Origin of the sequence: Aquamicrobium lusatiense (assembly GCF_014201615.1) — a bacterium.
GTDB classification, from domain to species: domain Bacteria; phylum Pseudomonadota; class Alphaproteobacteria; order Rhizobiales; family Rhizobiaceae; genus Mesorhizobium; species Mesorhizobium lusatiense.
Map to the genome: position 1 here is coordinate 145244 of NZ_JACHEU010000003.1, position 15970 is coordinate 161213.

At 63.6% G+C, this 15970-nt stretch carries 13 protein-coding genes; 6 read left to right on the forward strand and 7 right to left on the reverse strand.

Going from position 1 to position 15970, the window contains the following annotated elements:
• Positions 1-5: 5 nt before the first annotated feature.
• The 7 genes from HNR59_RS16365 to HNR59_RS16395 all read right to left on the reverse strand — a co-directional run bounded on the left by HNR59_RS16365 (position 6) and on the right by HNR59_RS16395 (position 7990).
• Positions 6-1046, reverse strand: a complete 1041-nt coding sequence (locus tag HNR59_RS16365) for a porin (protein ID WP_183832107.1) — start codon at positions 1044-1046, stop codon at positions 6-8.
• A gap of 195 nt (positions 1047-1241) precedes the next feature.
• A complete protein-coding gene (locus HNR59_RS16370; protein ID WP_210307387.1) occupies positions 1242-2708 on the reverse strand; it encodes an amidase in 1467 nt (488 codons plus the stop codon).
• Positions 2705-4225 carry an ABC transporter substrate-binding protein gene (locus HNR59_RS16375; protein WP_183832108.1) on the reverse strand — a complete coding sequence of 507 codons (1521 nt, stop codon included), beginning with the start codon at positions 4223-4225 and terminating at the stop codon, positions 2705-2707. The genes HNR59_RS16370 and HNR59_RS16375 overlap by 4 nt, the downstream gene beginning before the upstream one ends.
• 65 nt (positions 4226-4290) lie before the next feature.
• The gene (locus tag HNR59_RS16380) at positions 4291-5238 is read right to left on the reverse strand and encodes an ABC transporter ATP-binding protein (RefSeq protein ID WP_183832109.1); all 948 of its coding nucleotides are present in this window, start codon (positions 5236-5238) and stop codon (positions 4291-4293) included.
• Positions 5235-6230: an ABC transporter ATP-binding protein gene (locus tag HNR59_RS16385; RefSeq protein WP_246374773.1), complete on the reverse strand. Its 996-nt coding sequence runs from the start codon at positions 6228-6230 to the stop codon at positions 5235-5237. Before HNR59_RS16385 ends, HNR59_RS16380 begins: the two co-directional genes overlap by 4 nt.
• Complete coding sequence (locus tag HNR59_RS16390; protein WP_183832111.1) at positions 6214-7059, reverse strand: ABC transporter permease; 846 nt, start codon at positions 7057-7059, stop codon at positions 6214-6216. Before HNR59_RS16390 ends, HNR59_RS16385 begins: the two co-directional genes overlap by 17 nt.
• A gap of 13 nt (positions 7060-7072) precedes the next feature.
• On the reverse strand, positions 7073-7990 hold the full coding sequence (locus tag HNR59_RS16395; RefSeq protein ID WP_183832112.1) for an ABC transporter permease subunit: 918 nt from the start codon (positions 7988-7990) through the stop codon (positions 7073-7075).
• A 910-nt stretch (positions 7991-8900) separates the two neighbouring features.
• Here HNR59_RS16395 and HNR59_RS16400 point away from each other — a divergent pair.
• The 6 genes from HNR59_RS16400 to HNR59_RS16425 all read left to right on the forward strand — a co-directional run bounded on the left by HNR59_RS16400 (position 8901) and on the right by HNR59_RS16425 (position 15927).
• Complete coding sequence (locus HNR59_RS16400; RefSeq protein ID WP_246374775.1) at positions 8901-10088, forward strand: amidohydrolase; 1188 nt, start codon at positions 8901-8903, stop codon at positions 10086-10088.
• The gene (locus HNR59_RS16405; RefSeq protein WP_183832113.1) at positions 10085-10987 is read left to right on the forward strand and encodes a LysR family transcriptional regulator; all 903 of its coding nucleotides are present in this window, start codon (positions 10085-10087) and stop codon (positions 10985-10987) included. Before HNR59_RS16400 ends, HNR59_RS16405 begins: the two co-directional genes overlap by 4 nt.
• Before the next feature lie 109 nt (positions 10988-11096).
• Positions 11097-12038 (forward strand): dihydrodipicolinate synthase family protein, encoded by a 942-nt coding sequence (locus HNR59_RS16410; RefSeq protein WP_183832114.1) that lies wholly within the window; start codon positions 11097-11099, stop codon positions 12036-12038.
• A 40-nt stretch (positions 12039-12078) separates the two neighbouring features.
• The gene (locus HNR59_RS16415; RefSeq protein WP_183832115.1) at positions 12079-12858 is read left to right on the forward strand and encodes an SDR family oxidoreductase; all 780 of its coding nucleotides are present in this window, start codon (positions 12079-12081) and stop codon (positions 12856-12858) included.
• Positions 12859-12880: 22 nt separating this feature from the next.
• Positions 12881-14398: a M81 family metallopeptidase gene (locus HNR59_RS16420; protein ID WP_183832116.1), complete on the forward strand. Its 1518-nt coding sequence runs from the start codon at positions 12881-12883 to the stop codon at positions 14396-14398.
• The gene (locus HNR59_RS16425; protein ID WP_183832117.1) at positions 14395-15927 is read left to right on the forward strand and encodes an ABC transporter substrate-binding protein; all 1533 of its coding nucleotides are present in this window, start codon (positions 14395-14397) and stop codon (positions 15925-15927) included. The genes HNR59_RS16420 and HNR59_RS16425 overlap by 4 nt, the downstream gene beginning before the upstream one ends.
• Positions 15928-15970 lie beyond the last annotated feature (43 nt).

Here is a 15970-nt window from a genome sequence, read left to right on the forward strand (position 1 = left end):
CGCGGTCAGAAGGAGCGGCGGAAGCGCAACCAGCCGCCCATGGAATCGGAATTGCTGGTCTTGAAATTGTCCTTGTAGGAAATTTCCGGCTGGATGTAGAAGCCCGGCGTCACGTTATAGAGGACGTTGGCCACCAGCGCGAAATTCTCATTCTCATCGTAGCCGAGGGCTATGTTGGCGCCCAGTTTCGATGAGAGCCTGGCGCTTCCGCCACCCCATGCGGCCCAGTTGCCGCCCCACGGCTTGTAGACGCTGTTGGCGATGTGGTCGTCGGTGCCGTAACCCACCATCGCCCACAGAGCGATGCTGTCGGTGGGCTGAAGATCGACACGAATCTTGCCGGCCCATTCCTCATAATTGGAATCATAGCCGACAACGCCGCGAATGGATCCCCATTTCTGCTGGAAGGCAGCGCCCGCGACCATGTGGGGCACATAGGAATCGATTGTGTGAACCAGCCCGTCGCCATGCTCCAGCGACATCGCTGCCGTGAAGCCGTTTCCTGCTTCATATGTATAGGAGATCAGGTTAGTCGATCGCGGTCCGAAGGGAACCAGTTCTTCCTGAATGACCCTGCCTGCATGCAGCGTCATCGTCTTGTACAGCGAGTGCGTATAGCCTGCGCGCCAGCCGCCCAGGTCCATGAAGGCTTGCTTCATCTCATAATAATGCTCTTTGCCGCTGTAGGGCGGCACGTTGGTGGAACGATGATCGAACCAGATTTCGGTATAGCCCCGCAGGGTCCCGAGGTCGGTTTCGGAGCGGGCGTCGGCCTGCAGGGCGAAGCGCGCACGCGAGTAGTAAGTCTCGTTCTTTTCCAGACCTGTCTTCTTGTCCAGCGAGGTGCGTCCCAGAAGCTCGCCGGCGGCCACGTCATACTGGACGAAACCTGAAATCCTCAGGCAGTGCTCGGTGCCGGGAATGTAAAAAAAGCCGACGCCGTAGGCATCGCAGACGCGAACATATTCCGCAGGCTCGGGCTCGGCCACGACGATGGCGTCGGCCGCGTAGGACAGCGATGCCGACGTCACGAGCAACGTGGACATGATTGCGGTTGTTGAGATAGTTTTCAAAACGAGTTCCCCCACTTGTTGATTTTCCGATCCGGTTGAAAGACAAAATTCCTCCCCTCCCGGGTCGGAACCGATCCGGGTCTGGCTTTTCACAGGACATAGTTCGGGTGTTCAGACGATCGCTACATCTCGTCCTCCTGAGTTAAGACTATGATTTATCGAGTATTTTTATGAGGCGATCATCGGCGGCAGGCGTTTGTGCCAGTTGCTGATCCGCTCGTAGAGCAGGGTCGCTTCAAGAACACTGCGGTCGCCGCGCGGGCGCCCCATGATCTGGAAACCCATCGGCAGGCCGTTTTCGTTGAAGCCGGCGGGAACGCTGATGGCCGGGCAGCCGGACATGGTTGAGCCGATGACGACTTCCATCCAGCGGTGATAGCTGTCCATTTTGCGGCCGCCGACTTCCTGCGGCCAGTCGATGCCGGCCCTGAAGGGAAACACCTGCGCCGAGGGCAGAACCAGAAAATCGTAGCGCTCGTAAAGGCGCAGCAGCGCCAGATACCAGGACGTGCGCACGACGCTCGCATTGTAGACATCGAGGCCCGACTGTCCGAGGCTGCGCTCCACTTCCCAGATCGCCTCCGGCTTGAGCAGGCTTCTGGTTTTCGGGTTCTGATAGGCCGCATGCAGCTTGCCGCCGACGCGCTGGCTGCGCAGCGTCATGAAGGCCTCCCAGAGCTGGGCCATGTCGAAGAAGGGCTCGACATCCTCGACCACGGCGCCTTCTTCGGCAAACAGGCTGACGGCCTTTCTGGTCAGTTCCAGAACGCCCGGCTCGAAGGGAAGATGGCCGCCGAAATCGCCGAGCCAGCCGATGCGCAGCTTCTTCGGATCGGCAGGGGCCAGTCCGGAGAGCCAGCCCTGCGGGTTGTCCAGCGAAAGGGCGGCGCGCGCATCATAGCCGGCCTGCACCGACAGCAGCATGGCCAGATCTTCGACCGAGCGCCCCATTGGCCCGACGACGGGCATCTGGCTGTAAAAAACATCGACGCCTTCGATCGGGATCAGATCCTGCGAAACCCGGAAGCCGTAGACATTGTTGAAGGCGGCGGGATTCCTGAGGGACCCGCCCATGTCGCTGCCGTCGGCCACGGGCAGCATGCGCAGCGCCAGCGCCACGCCGGCGCCACCGCTCGATCCGCCTCCCACATGGTCGGGATCATAGGCGTTGCGGGTCAGCCCGAAGATCGGGTTGTAGCTGTTGGAGCCAAGGCCGAGTTCGGGAACATTGGTTTTTCCCATGATGATGGCACCGGCTTTGCGCATGCGCGCAACGAAGATGGAATCTTCCTCGGGAATGTGGTTTTCAAACAGCAGGCAGCCGAGCGTGGTGCGCAGGCCCCTGGTCTGCGCAAGGTCCTTGATCGCCTGCGGAATGCCGTGCAGCGGGCCAACCTCCTCGTTTCTCGCCAATGCCAGATCGGCCTGCTCCGCCTCCGCCAGCAGGTCCTCCCGCGGCCGCAGCGAGACGATGGCGTTGACGGCCGGGTTCACGGCGTCGATGTGGTCCAGATAGGTCTTCATCACCTCGACGGCCGAGACTTCCTTTCTGCGCAGCATGGCCGCCAGAGGCACGGCCTCGAATTTGCAGAGTTCGGGAAGCGTGTAGTCCTGTTTCATGGTGCTCTCACTCATTTCCACTTTGCCTCATAGAAACGGGGCAGTTCGTCGGGTTGCGCCTGGAATTCGAGATCGGCGCTGAAGGCATAGTTCATGACCGAAGTGTACAGCGGTACGATATAGGCCATTTCCATGGCCCGGTTGAGCACCTTGCTGTAAAGGGCTGCCCGCTCATCGTCATCGATGGCGCCCTTTGCCTCCGTCAGATATTTCAGGATTTCCTCGTCCCGCGCATAGTCGTCGGGATCGCCGCTGAACAGCTTGTTCAGCGATGCGGAAACATCCATAACCGAATAGCTGCCCCAGCTTGCCAGATAGAGGGGTGTCTCGCCCTGAGCGTTCTTCTGGATGGCCGCGGCGGCCAGCAGAAACTCCACCTCCAGTTTGATGCCCACCTTGCCGAGAAAGCCCTGTATGGCGGCGAGAATGTTCGGCGAAAGGAAGCTGACCAGCTTTGTCGAAAATCCGTCCGGATAGCCCGCTTCGGCAAGCAGTGCGCGCGCCTTGTCGGGATCGTAGGGATAATCGACCGCATCGTCGGTGTTGCAGCCCTTCTGCAGCGGGAAGCAGGTCGCGCGCGGCACTTCGGCGGCGGGGCTGATGAGCTGGCGGGCAAGCGTCGGCCGGTCGATCGCGTGGAAGATCGCCTGCCGCACCTTGATATTGGTCAGCGGATTGTCCTTGCCGGTCACGCCGGCTGCATCCATGCGCAGATAGGCTATGCGCATCGAGGGCGTGCGCAGCACGTTGAAGCGCGGCACGCGGGCGAGGTTCTCGATCTGGTCGTTGGAGACGTCCCAGATCCAGTCCGCATTGCCGGACAGGAGCTCGGTGAGCTGGGTGCCCGCATCGGTGACGAATTTGAGGCTGATCCTGCCGATGGCGGGACGGCCCTTGGCGCTGCCTTCATAATAACCGTCGAACAGTTCCATATCGGCGGCCACGCCGGGCTCCACCCGGGTCAGCCGGTACGGTCCGCAGCCGATCGGTTCCTGCGAGAATTTCGTATCGCCGACGGCTTCCATATAGGCTTTGGGCAGGATCGGAACCGCAAGCGCAAGGTAGTCCAGCGCCGCCGGAAGCGGGTATTTCAGGTTGATGCGCACCACATGGTCGCTCACCTTCTCCGCCCCCGCCATCCAGCGCACATTGGAGGGAACCGAGACCTTGGCATCGGGGTGCGAAACCTTGTTCACGGTGAAGACGACGTCATCGGCCGAGAACTTGTCGCCGTTGTGGAAGATGACGTCGTCCCGAAGCTTCAGCTCCAGCACGGTTGGCGATATCCACTCCCAGGATTTCGCCAGCAGCGGCTCGTGCTCATAGGTGCTGGAATTGCGGTGAACCAGCGTGTCCCACACGTGATGGGAAACGGTCAGCCCGGTGCGCTGCAGGTTCATATAGGGATTGATGTCGGGAATGATCTGGCTGAACAGCACCCGCAACTGGTTGTTGCCCGACTGGGCGAAAGCCGGCAGGGCGGGCAGCGCCACTGCAGAGCCAAGTATCCTGATGACGTCTCTTCGGTTCATGCCCGTTCTCCTCCGGTTGTTCTGGCCCTGTTGTTCTGGCCCTGTTGTTCTGGCCATGTCGGCGCTTATGCGAAATGACACTCGGCGCTGCCGATGCCCGACAGGCGCTCAGGCGCGCTGACCCGGCAACTGTCCTGCGCGGCCGCACAGCGGGGCCGGAAGCGGCAGCCTGCGGGAATGTTGGACGGGTCCGGCGGCTCACCCAGAATGTTGAGGGGTATTCCCTTGCCGGTTTCCGGCGTCAGCACCGAATTGAGCAGCGCCTTGCTGTAGGGATGGCGGGAACTGCGGAACAGGTCGTCAGCGGTGGCGTATTCGACGATGCGGCCAAGATACATCACCGCCACCTCCGTCGAGACATATTCGACGACCGACAGGTTGTGGCTGATGAACACCAGAGTGAGGTTCAGCTCCCGCTGCAATTTCGCCAGCAGATTGAGGATTTGCGCCTGAACCGAGACGTCGAGTGCGGAGGTCGGCTCGTCGCACACCACCACGCGCGGGTCGTTGACCAGAGCGCGCGCGATCGCCACCCGCTGGCGCTGGCCGCCCGACAGTTCGGCCGGATACCGGTCGCCCATGTCGGCGCGCAGCCCCACGCGCTCCATCATCTCGCGGACGCGCTCCATCTGCGCCTTTCCGGGCAGTTCAGCCTGCGTCGTCAGAGGCAGGGCGATGTTGTCCCTGATCCGCCGCTTCGGATTCAGGGAGGAGAAGGGGTCCTGCGGAACGAGCTGGATCAGCTTCGCCCGCTTCCTGCGGTCCATGGCGGCAAGAGACTGGCCGTCCACCAGGATGCGCCCGCTGGTGGGCGCAAGCAGGCCGACGATCATCTGGGCAAGGGTGGATTTGCCGCATCCGGATTCGCCCACGATGCCGAGCGTGCTGCCCGCCCTCACCGAGAGGCTGATATCGTCGACGGCGACGAGGTTGCGGGTGGGGCGCGCAAACCCTGCCGAAACGGCATAGCTTCGCGTGACGTTCTCTATCAGGATCGCTGCATCCGGGTTCATTGGCGCACTCCCCCTTCCGGCTGGTTGAGGTGCCAGCCCGCCGGCAGGGTGCAGCGCACGCCCTGACCTCCCGGTGCCTGCCTGATGTCGACGGGCCGGGCGCAGATTTCGGAGGCGAGGCGGCAGCGGTCGCGAAAGCCGCATCCCTCGAATTTCGGCGACAGGCGCGGCACTGTGCCGGGAATGCTGCCCAGCTCTTCGCCTTTGATCCGCTTTTCGGGGCGGGGGATGCAGTCCAGCAGGCCGCGCGTATAGGGATGGGAGGGATTGTCGAACACCGCTTCGACCGGGCCGGTCTCGACCACTTCGCCCGCATACATCACATCGATGTAGTCGGCGATGCGGGCAACGATGCCGAGATCATGGGTGATGAGCAGAATGGACAGGCCAAGGTCCTTCTGAAGGTCTTTCAGCAGACGCAGAATCTGGGCCTGAACGGTGACGTCCAGAGCGGTGGTGGGCTCGTCCGCGATCAGCAGCTTCGGTTCGCACATCAGCGCCATGGCGATCATGACGCGCTGGCGCAATCCGCCGGAAAGCTGGTGCGGGAACTGGCCAAGCCGCATGCCCGCCGCCGTCACGCCGACACGGCCCAGAAGATCTTCCGCGCGCGCCATGGCCTGTGCCCGCGTGCCGCCGCGATGGCGAAGATAGCCTTCGGTCATCTGCGAGCCGATGGTGTAGGCCGGATTGAGGCTGGTCATCGGGTCCTGAAAGATCATCGCGATCTCATTGCCCGACAGCCGCCTGATCTCGCGGTCCGGCGCGCGGATGAGGTCGACGTCGCGATATGTCAGCCGGTCGGCCGAAACGCTCGCATTTCGGGTCAGCAGCCTGAGGATCGAGAGCGCGGTGATCGATTTTCCGCAGCCGGATTCGCCGACGAGGCAATGGATGGTGCCTTCATGAATCTGGAGCGACAGCCCGCGAACGGCGGCGATCTCCGGGCCGAAGGAGATTTTGAGGCGGGAAATGTCAACGAGTGGAGCCATTACCATTCCAATCCGAGAGCCTGGCCACACCGTCGCCAACGAGATTGACCGCCACGACCACGAGCATGAGAGCGATGCCGGGAAGGGTCACGATCCATGCGTTGAAGTACATCTGGTCCTTGCCTTCGGCGATCATCAGCCCCCAGGACGGCAGCGGCGGCGGAACGCCCAGTCCGAGAAATGACAGCGAGGCTTCGACGAGGATGGCGAGCGTGATTTCCAGCGTGGCGACCACGATCAGCTGCTCGGAAATGTTGGGAAGAACCTCCCGCCACAAAATCCATGAGGTGGAGCAGCCCGAAACGCGCGCCGACTTGATGAAGTCGAGATGGCGGATCTGCATCGTCGTGGTTCTGGCGACCACGGCGAAGCGGTCCCACAGCAAAAGGGCGAGAATGGAGACCACGATGGCGAGGCTGCTGCCGACCATGCCCACCACCGCCAGCGCCACCAGAACGGTGGGCAGCGACAGGCGCACGGTGATCAGGAACAGCACGATGCTGTCGACAATCCCGCCGAAATAGCCGCCCAGCACGCCGAGCGTGATGCCGATCACCCCGGCAAACAGCGTCGCCCCCACGCCGATCAGCAGCACGATGCGCGCGCCATAGAGCAGCCGCGCCAGATAGTCCCGGCCGAGCTGGTCGGTGCCCAGAAAATGCTCCGGGTCATGGCCGTCCATCCAGAAGGGCGGCAGCATGCGTTTCATCAGGTCCTGGGAGAACGGGTCGTGACCCGATATCTGGTGGGAGAATATGGCCGCGATGGCGACCAGCGACAGTATCAGCGCGCCGATCAGGAAGTCGGCCCGACCCCGGTTCAGATGCATGTCCGGAACGCCCTCATGAAAGCCTGATGCGGGGATCGAGCATGGCGTTCATCACATCGGAGATGAAGGTGATCACCACGTAGATGATGGAGAACATCAGCACGCTCGCCTGAATGACGGCGACGTCGGACTTGATGATGCTCTCCCATGCCAGATGGCCGACGCCATGCAATGCGAACACGCTCTCGATGACCACGGATCCGCCCAGCGCATTGCCGAACTGGACGGCGGCGATCGCAACGATGGGGATCGCGGCGTTGCGCAGCGCATGCTTGACGATGATGGAGAAGCTGGAGAGACCCTTCGCGCGGGCGGTGCGCACGTAATCCGATGCCAGCGCCTTGATCATGCCCGAGCGCGCCAGCCGCGCCAGCGCCGGCAGCACCGAGAGCCCCAGCACGAGCGTCGGCATGATGAAGTGGCGCCAGCTGTCGGCGCCGGTGGTCGGCAGCCAGCCAAGATGAACCCCGAACACGATGATGAGCATCAGCGCCAGCCAGAAGCTCGGCACAGCCTGATTGGCGCTTATCAGGAGCTGGATCGCGCGGTCGATGAAACGCCCTTCATAAAGGGCGGCGAGGATACCGAGCGGAAGGGCCAGCGCCAGACCGACCAGCATGCCGAAGACGCCAAGCCGGAAGGTGGTGGGCATGCGCTCGACAATGAGAGAGGAGACATCCTTCTTGAAGTAGAAGCTTTCGCCAAAATCCCCCCGCACCGCATGCCCGGCCCAGTCGGCGAGCTGAACCGCAAGCGGCCTGTCCAGACCGTAAGCCCGGCGCACCTGCTCGATATCGGCCTGAGTGGCTTCCGGCCCGGCGATGGTCGTGGCCACGTCGCCGCTCATCCGGGTAAGCGAAAAGCTGATGAGAAGGACGCAAAGGCACACACATATGGATATGAGGATTCTTCGCAGAACAAAGAAAAGCACGTGATCTCCCCCGACGCGTCATCACCCTGCAGAGCGCTTTGCAGCGGCCGGGTCTGTTGAACCCCTGGCTGCCCTCACGGAAATCTCATCATCGGAACCAGCAGAGAAATTGGCCTCCAATGATTTTCCAAGCGACCGATATTTTGAGTGTGAACTCTTGTTATTGCTCCAGAATAACGGATATTCAGGACTTTGGAGCGCGGATTGTCAAGGAGAAAAATTGATTTGCCAGTGCGGCCGGATTTTTCTCCCGCGCAGCGACGGCGGGAAGCCGGCTCATGCGGCGCGCTCCCATGCGCGGCAGCTTTGAGGCCTTACGCGTACGGAATCTTCGCGGATCAAGGCGTTGCTGCCGATAGCCTCTTTCCGTCGCGTCGCGCGAGCTGCAATTGTGACGCGGTCACGCGAGCCACGCGGCAGCCGAGCCTGCGCCGGGTGTTACTCTCATCCCCGTGACAGGGAGATGTCATGCCACGCTCCCGGGCGATGTATTTTCCGGCAGGGGCCGGACAGCCGGTCATCAGGCGCGGGATCCTTGCCGGCGTCGGAAACTCCGGAAAAATGAGAAACGCGCGTGGCGTTCATCTGCCGGTCGTCATGGCTGCGTAGTTTCAGGTTTCACTTGATGTCCGGGAAGGGGGCCTGCGCTGTGCCAGTGCGGTATCGGGTGACGCGGGCTGGCCGCGGAGCGCGAGTGATACGCGCTGCCGGTTGCATGTTTCGCGGTTCCCGCAGCAGACCGCCATCGCGCTCTTCATGTCAGGCCGGAAACGATGATAGTTGTAACGGATGGTGGACGGGGCCGCCCGCCTTCTTTAACACCCATTGGCTTCAGGCGCGCTGACCCGACATCACGACCCGGGGCGCTGCGCCAGCCGCAGATCACAGACCAGTAAGGGAAGACAAGATCATGACCTCCGCACCTTTTCCCGCCGCGATGGAAGCCACGCTGGCGGAGATTCTTCCCGCGCTTCGTGACATCCGTCAGGATCTGCATCGCCATCCCGAGATCGGTTTTAAGGAAGTGCGCACCGCCGCCATGGTGGCTGAGAAGCTGCGCGCTCTGGGGCTGGAGGTCACCGAAGGCGTTGGCGGCACCGGTGTTGTGGGCACGCTGCGCGCCGGCACCGGCAACCGCGCCATCGGCTTTCGCGCCGACATGGATGCGCTGGCGATGACGGAGGCGACCGGGCTGCCGCATGCCTCCACCATCGATGGCATGATGCATGGCTGCGGCCATGACGGCCACACCACCATGCTTCTGGGCGCGGCCGAGGTTCTGGCCCGCAATCCCGAATTTTCCGGCACCATCCATTTCATCTTCCAGCCGGCTGAGGAAGGGCTGGGCGGTGCGCCGGCCATGATGCGCGACGGTCTGTTCGAGCGCTTCCCTGTCGATGCGGTCTATGGGTTGCACAACAAGCCGAACCTTCCCGAAGGCTCGTTCAATGTCGCGATTGGCCCGATGCTCGCCGCCGCCGACATCTACACCGTGACCTTCGGCGGGCAGGGCGGCCATGGTGGTTCCGGCCCGCATCTGTCGATCGATCCGACGCTGGCCGCCGCGCAGTTCGTCATGAACCTCCAGTCGATCGTCGGCCGCAACCTGTCGCCCTTCGATCAGGGCGTGGTCAGCGTCGGCCATATCGGCGGCGGCAACTACGATGCGCCCAACGTCATCCCCTCGAAGGTGGTTATCCGCGGCACCACGCGCTCCTTCAAACCCGAGACGCGCGACCTGATCGAGCGCCGGCTGAACGAAATGGCGAAGGCTGCCGCCGACGCCTACGGCACCACGCTGGAGGTGGATTACAACCGCATGTTCCCCTCGCTGCACAATCCGGAGGAATCGACAAACCGTATTTCTGAGGCGCTGCGTCAGCGCTTCGGCGATGCGCGCGTCGATGACCGCGCATCGCCGGGCATGGGCGCGGAAGACTTCGCCTATATGCTGGAGCAGTCGACCGGCTGCTTCTTCTTCCTCGGCGCCGGCGACGGTCCGGCCCTGCATTCGGACCGCTATGATTTCAACGACCGGCTGATCGGCGACGGCGTGCGCTACTGGCTGACCGTGGCGCTCGAAGAGCTGCGTGCATGAACCAGCGTCAGCTGATGGCGTTTCGGGCCGCAATGATGCACGGCTCGATCACGGCGGCTGCGAAACGTCTCAACGTCTCGCAGCCGGCTGTCAGCCGGCTGATCGCGGATCTGGAATTCAGCCTCGGTTTTACGCTGTTCACGCGCCAGACCGGGGGCATCGTGCCGACGCGCGAGGCGCAGGAATTCTTCCGCGAAGTGGACATGATGTTTTACGGCCTCGACCGCCTGACCATGGTGGCCGAGGAAATCCGCACCCTGTCGCGGGCGACGGTGCGCTTCGCCACCCTGCCGATGCTGAGCTTCGAGGTGGTTCCGCAGGCGCTGATGCGGTTCCGCGCGCGCCATCCTCAGGTGCATATGCTCCAGGATGTCTACACATCCGCCCGGGTTCTCGAACTGGTCGCCTCGCGGCAGGTCGAGCTTGGCGTGGCGCAGACCCACAAGCGCCGCGACGACATCGAAATCCTGCACACCTATCACGCGCGCTGCGTGTGCGTCATGCAGCCCGGCCACCGGCTGGCCTCGCGGGAGCTGATCACGCCGGAGGATCTGGAGAACGAGCCGCTGATCATGCTGGCGCGCCACACCATCTCGGCAAGCTATATCGCCAACGCCTTTGCCGACCACGGCATTTCGCCGACCATTGCTGCCGAAAGCCAGCCCTCCTTCGCCGCCGGTTCGCTGGCTGCGGCGGGCTGCGGAATCGCATTTGTGGATGAGCTGACCGCCATGGCGCTGCGCGGCAGGGTTTCCGCCGTTGCCTTCGAGCCGGAAGTGCCGTTCGATATCTGCATTCTCAAGCCGCGTGAGACGCCGCTTTCCCGTGCGGCGGCGGGCTTTCTGGCGGAACTTGTCGCGGGAATCGAAACCGCGCTGGCCGCCCGTACGACCCCATAATATTCAGTTATGGGGTCCTGCACTTATTCTATTTGCCCTGTGCCAGCCGCGCCGCCACAGTTAGCCAACTCTGGTGGTTTGAAGCGGAATTCCGTGTTGGGAGGCAGAAATGGCGCATAAGAAACCCGAAGGCTCGTTCGTCGCGCTCGTCACGCCGATGAATGGCGATGGCAGCATCGATTTCGAGGGCTTTCGCACGCTGCTCGACTGGCATCAGTCGCATGGCACGTCCGCCGTGCTGATCATGGGCTCGACCGGCGAAGTGTCGATGCTGTCGCCGCAGGAGCGCCGCGAGATCGTCGAGAAGACGGTGGCGATGAAGCCGGGCGACATGCAGATGTATTATGGCTGCACCGGCAACAACACCGAAACCACCATCGATTATGTGCGCCATGCCAGGGCCGCCGGCGCGGATGGCGCGATCGTTGCGGCCCCCGCCTATATCGGCGCCGACAACGATGCCATCACCGATTTCATGTTCGAGGTTCTCGACAGCGCCGATCTGGCGATGGGCTTCTACAACAACCCGCCGCGCGTCAAGACGGACCTCCACTGGAGCGATCTGCTGAAGCTCGCCCGCCACGACAACATGGTGGTGCTGAAGGAATCGACCACGCGCGTGGGACAGGTGGCGCAGGTCTGCGCGGCGAAGCCCGACATGTCGATCATGTGCTGCTGCTCGCCCAATCTCGGCCTCGTCGTGCCGACCATGTCTCTGGGCGGCCATGGCACGGCCAACATGACCGGCAACATCATTCCCGCCGAAATGGTGACGATCTCGACGCCATGGCGCGCGGAAGGCGATGCGGCTGCGTTCCGCGAAGCCTATCTTCGCAACCTGCCGATCCTGCATTTCGTCTATTCGGCCATCAATCCGGTGGCGACCAAGACCATCATGCGCGCGCTCGGCCTGCCTTCCGGCCCGCTGCGCAAGCCGCTCCAGCCGCTGGCGCCGGCGGCGCTTCAGGCCGGTCTCGACGCTTACCGGGCGCTCGGCCTGGACAAGAAGTACGGCCTCTCGATCAGTCCGGCTGCGATCGCGGCCGAATAACCGCACACCGGCCGCTGCGCGCCGGGAAGGGGAGCACGACATGGAACTCGGACTGGCTGGCAGGAAGGCGCTGCTGTCGGGAGCGAGCAAGGGTATGGGCAAGGCCTGTGCGCTGGCCGTCGCCCGCGAGGGCGTCGATGTCACCATGGTGGCGCGCACCGCCGGGACGCTGGAAGCCGCCGCCGCCGAAATCCGTGCCGCGACCGGCGCGAAGGTGACCACCGTCGTTGCCGACATCACCACCGAGGAAGGCAGGGCGGCAGCGCTTGCCGCCTGCCCCGAGCCGGATATCCTTCTCAACAATGCCGGCGGCATGCCGCCCGGCGATTTTCGCGAGTGGAACCGCGACGACTGGATCAGGGCGGTGGACATGATGATGCTGCCGCCCATCTTCATGATGAAGGCGACGGTCGACGGCATGATGGAGCGCGGCTTCGGCCGCATCGTCAACATCGCCTCGCGCAGCGTCAAGATCGCCCATGCCGAGCTTGGCCTGTCCAATGGCGCGCGCTCCGGCCTCGTCGGTTTTTCCGCCGGCCTCGCGCGCCAGACCGTGGGCCGCAACGTGACCATCAACACGCTTCTGCCCGGCATTTTCGACAGCGACGGCCAGCGCGCGCATGTGGCGCGCATGGCCGAGACCAGCGGTCGTGCCTATGACGATATCTGGGCATCGCGGGCCGCGGGAAATCCGGCCGGACGCTTCGGGCGGCCGGAAGAGATCGGCGCCTATTTCGCTTTCCTCGTCAGCGCGCATGCCGGTTTCATCACCGGCCAGAACCTGCTGATCGACGGCGGCGAGTATCCGGGAACCTACTGACCATGCGGCGCGGGGCAGGGTCATGAGGATTGCGGTCGCCGGTTTCCAGCACGAAACCAACAGCTTTGCCGGCACGGTTGCCACGCGCGCCGATTTCGACCGGCCGGGCGGCTGGCCGCCCTTCTGCACAGGCGCGGACATGGCGGCGATCATCGCGCCTTCCGGCACCCCGGCAGCAGGGGCGATGGCGGAGGCAGCACAGTCCGGCGTCGGGGTCGTACCGCTTTTGTGGTGCATCGGCCTGCCCTCCGGCCCGGTCGAGGACGCCGCCTTCGAGGATATTGCCGCCGACATCTGCGCGCGCTTTCGCGGGGCGCTGGATCAGGGGCTGGACGCGCTTTATCTCGATCTGCACGGCGCCATGGTCACGCCGTCTTTCCCCGATGCGGAAGGCGAGCTTCTGGCGCGGTTGCGGCGCATCGCGCCGGCGCCGTTCCCCATCGCAGCCTCTTTCGATCTGCATGGCAACATTTCCGAAAAGATGGTGCGCGACTGCACCCTGCTGGAGTGCTACCGCACCTATCCGCATATCGACCTGCGCGAAACCGGGGCGATGACCATGCGCCGGCTGATCGGCGTGCTGAAAGGCGCGCCCGTGCCTGCCATGGCCTACCGCGCCGTGCCTTTCCTTGCCTCCATCAACGATCAGTGCAGCTTCGTCGAGCCGGTGCGCAGCCTGCTTGAGCGCGGTGCGCAGTTCGAGAAGGCCGGCAAAGTCGACCGGGTCAGCCAGTTCTTCGGCTTTCCGCTGGCCGACATCGCCATCTCCGGCCCGTCCATCGTGATTCAGGGGCCGGATGCGGCAAAGGCGGAAGCCGTTGCCGACGCCATGCTGGCGGCGTGGATGCAGGCCGAGGCGCGTTTCGCCACGCGCCTGCCTCAGGCGTCTGAGGCGGTCGCGGAAGCAAAGCGTCTGGCCGCCTTGCCCGGCACAGGCCCGGTGGTTATTGCCGATACGCAGGACAATCCCGGCGGCGGCGGCACCGGCGACACCACAGGAATGCTGCGGGCGCTGATCGAAGGCGGGGCGCAGGGTGCCGTGCTGGTTCATATCGCAGACGCGGATGCCGCCGAGGCCGCCCATGCGGCGGGCGAGGGCGCTGTCGTGGATATCGCCGTCGGTGCATCGCTGTCGGCCCGTTTCGGCGCGCCGGTTGCGGGTCCATGGCGGGTTGTGAAGCTTGGCAGCGGCAGTTTCACCGGCGTCGGCCCCATGTACAAGGGCAACGCCATCGCGCTCGGCAAGGTGGCGCTTTTGGAGCGGCGGAGCGTGCGCGTCATCGTCGCGCCGCGCAAGATGCAGGCCTCGGAGCCCGGCCTGCTCCTGCATCTCGGCCTCGATCCGCAAACGCTTCCCATTCTGGTGGTGAAAAGCTCGGTGCATTTTCGTGGCGCCTATCAGACGATGGCGCGCGCCATTTTGCCGGCACTGGCGCCCGGCGCAGTCGAGGCCGACCTGTCGCGGCTCGATTATCACAACGTCCTGCGTCCCCCGGCGCGCAATCACAGTCACTCAACAGAAGAGGTCAGCCCGCTATGACGATTTTTCGCAGCTTCACCCGCGCCCTTGGCCTCTGCACCGTGCTGGTTGCAGGCGCTGCCGTGACCGCTCCGGCACAGGCAGGCCCGGAAGACAAATCCATCACCATCGGCATGGGCGAGGATTTCCCGACCCTCGACGGCTATGTGAACACCTCGCGCGATGGCGTGGTCATCACCATGCATCTCTATGACGGCCTCATCTATCGCAATCCGAAGACCTTCGCCTATGAGCCGCTGATCGCTACCTCCTGGGAGCGCATCGACGATCTGACATGGGAATTCAAGCTCCGCGAAGGCGTGACCTTCCATGACGGTTCGCCGCTGACCGCCGAAGACGTCGTCTTCACCCTGAACTACTGGGCAGACCCCGCCCATGGCGCGCGCTCGCAAGGCTCGGTGTCGTGGATCGACCGCGCCGAGGCGGTCGACGACCTGACTGTCCGGCTGATCTCCAAGACGCCGTTCCCGGCCGCGCTCGAATTCGTGGCCGGTTCGCTGCCCATCTATCCGTCGGATTATTTCCAGTCCGTGGGCCCGGAGGTTTTCGGGCAGAAGCCGATTGGCGCCGGCCCCTACAAGCTGGCTTCCAACGAAGGCGGCACCATCAGGCTGGTGGCGCATGAGGGCTACTACGAAGGCGGCGCCAAGCGCACGCCGTCCATCACCACCGTCAACTGGCGTATCATTCCCGACACCGCAACGCGCATCGCCGAAGTGATCAGCGGCGGCGTCGACTGGATCTGGAACGTGCCGTCCGATCAGGTCGAGCAGCTGGAAGTCGTGCCGACGCTAGACGTGGCGCTCGCCTCCACGATGCGCATTTCGATGGTAGCGCTGGATGCGGCCGGGCGCACCGGCGATACGCCGCTCAAGGATGTGCGCGTGCGTCAGGCGATCAACCACGCCATCGACCGCAAGACCATCGTCGAAAACCTCGTCGGCGGCGATGGTGAACTGCTCAACGCGCCGTGCCACCCTTCGCAGTTCGGCTGCGACCAGTCGGCGGCGGTGGTCTATGACTACGATCCGGAGAAGGCGAAGGCGCTGCTGGCCGAAGCCGGCTTCGCCGACGGCATTACGGTCAAGCTCGGCAGCTACCGCGACCGTGCGCGCGCCGAGGCGGTGCAGTCCTATCTGGCGGCTGTCGGCGTCAGGGCCGAACTCGAAATGCTGCAGGCGAGCCCCTCCTTCTCAAGCTGGCGCGAGGGCAAGGTAGGCATGTGGTATGGCGACTGGGGTTCGTTCTCGATGGCCGACAGCTCTGCCTCCATCGGCTCCATGTTCGACGGATCGAGCAATGACGGCGCCCGCGACGAGAAGGTGATCTCGCTGGTCAAGGAAGCGTCGTCGGAGCTTGATGAGGACGCCCGCAAGGCGAAATATGCCGAGGCGATCCGCATCATCACCGAGCAGGCCTACTGGGTGCCGATGCACACCATCGTCATGGGCTATGCCTATACCAACACGCTTGCATTCGAGCCGACGCTGGATGAACTGCCGCGTTTCTTCGACGCAAGCTGGAAATAGGCGCTGACAAGGGCGCATGGCCGCGCCATAGGGCTTCGGGCGT

Excerpts from the sequence above, each read along its gene's own strand:
- HNR59_RS16385 (WP_246374773.1), bottom strand. The coding sequence starts at position 6,230 with ATGGCTCCACTCGTTGACATTTCCCGCCTCAAAATCTCCTTCGGCCCG.
- HNR59_RS16410 (WP_183832114.1), top strand. The coding sequence starts at position 11,097 with ATGGCGCATAAGAAACCCGAAGGCTCGTTCGTCGCGCTCGTCACGCCG.
- HNR59_RS16405 (WP_183832113.1), top strand. The coding sequence starts at position 10,085 with ATGAACCAGCGTCAGCTGATGGCGTTTCGGGCCGCAATGATGCACGGC.
- HNR59_RS16365 (WP_183832107.1), bottom strand. The coding sequence starts at position 1,046 with ATGTCCACGTTGCTCGTGACGTCGGCATCGCTGTCCTACGCGGCCGAC.
- HNR59_RS16425 (WP_183832117.1), top strand. The coding sequence starts at position 14,395 with ATGACGATTTTTCGCAGCTTCACCCGCGCCCTTGGCCTCTGCACCGTG.
- HNR59_RS16375 (WP_183832108.1), bottom strand. The coding sequence starts at position 4,225 with ATGAACCGAAGAGACGTCATCAGGATACTTGGCTCTGCAGTGGCGCTG.
- HNR59_RS16400 (WP_246374775.1), top strand. The coding sequence starts at position 8,901 with ATGACCTCCGCACCTTTTCCCGCCGCGATGGAAGCCACGCTGGCGGAG.
- HNR59_RS16420 (WP_183832116.1), top strand. The coding sequence starts at position 12,881 with ATGAGGATTGCGGTCGCCGGTTTCCAGCACGAAACCAACAGCTTTGCC.
- HNR59_RS16380 (WP_183832109.1), bottom strand. The coding sequence starts at position 5,238 with ATGAACCCGGATGCAGCGATCCTGATAGAGAACGTCACGCGAAGCTAT.
- HNR59_RS16390 (WP_183832111.1), bottom strand. The coding sequence starts at position 7,059 with ATGCATCTGAACCGGGGTCGGGCCGACTTCCTGATCGGCGCGCTGATA.
- HNR59_RS16415 (WP_183832115.1), top strand. The coding sequence starts at position 12,079 with ATGGAACTCGGACTGGCTGGCAGGAAGGCGCTGCTGTCGGGAGCGAGC.
- HNR59_RS16370 (WP_210307387.1), bottom strand. The coding sequence starts at position 2,708 with ATGAGTGAGAGCACCATGAAACAGGACTACACGCTTCCCGAACTCTGC.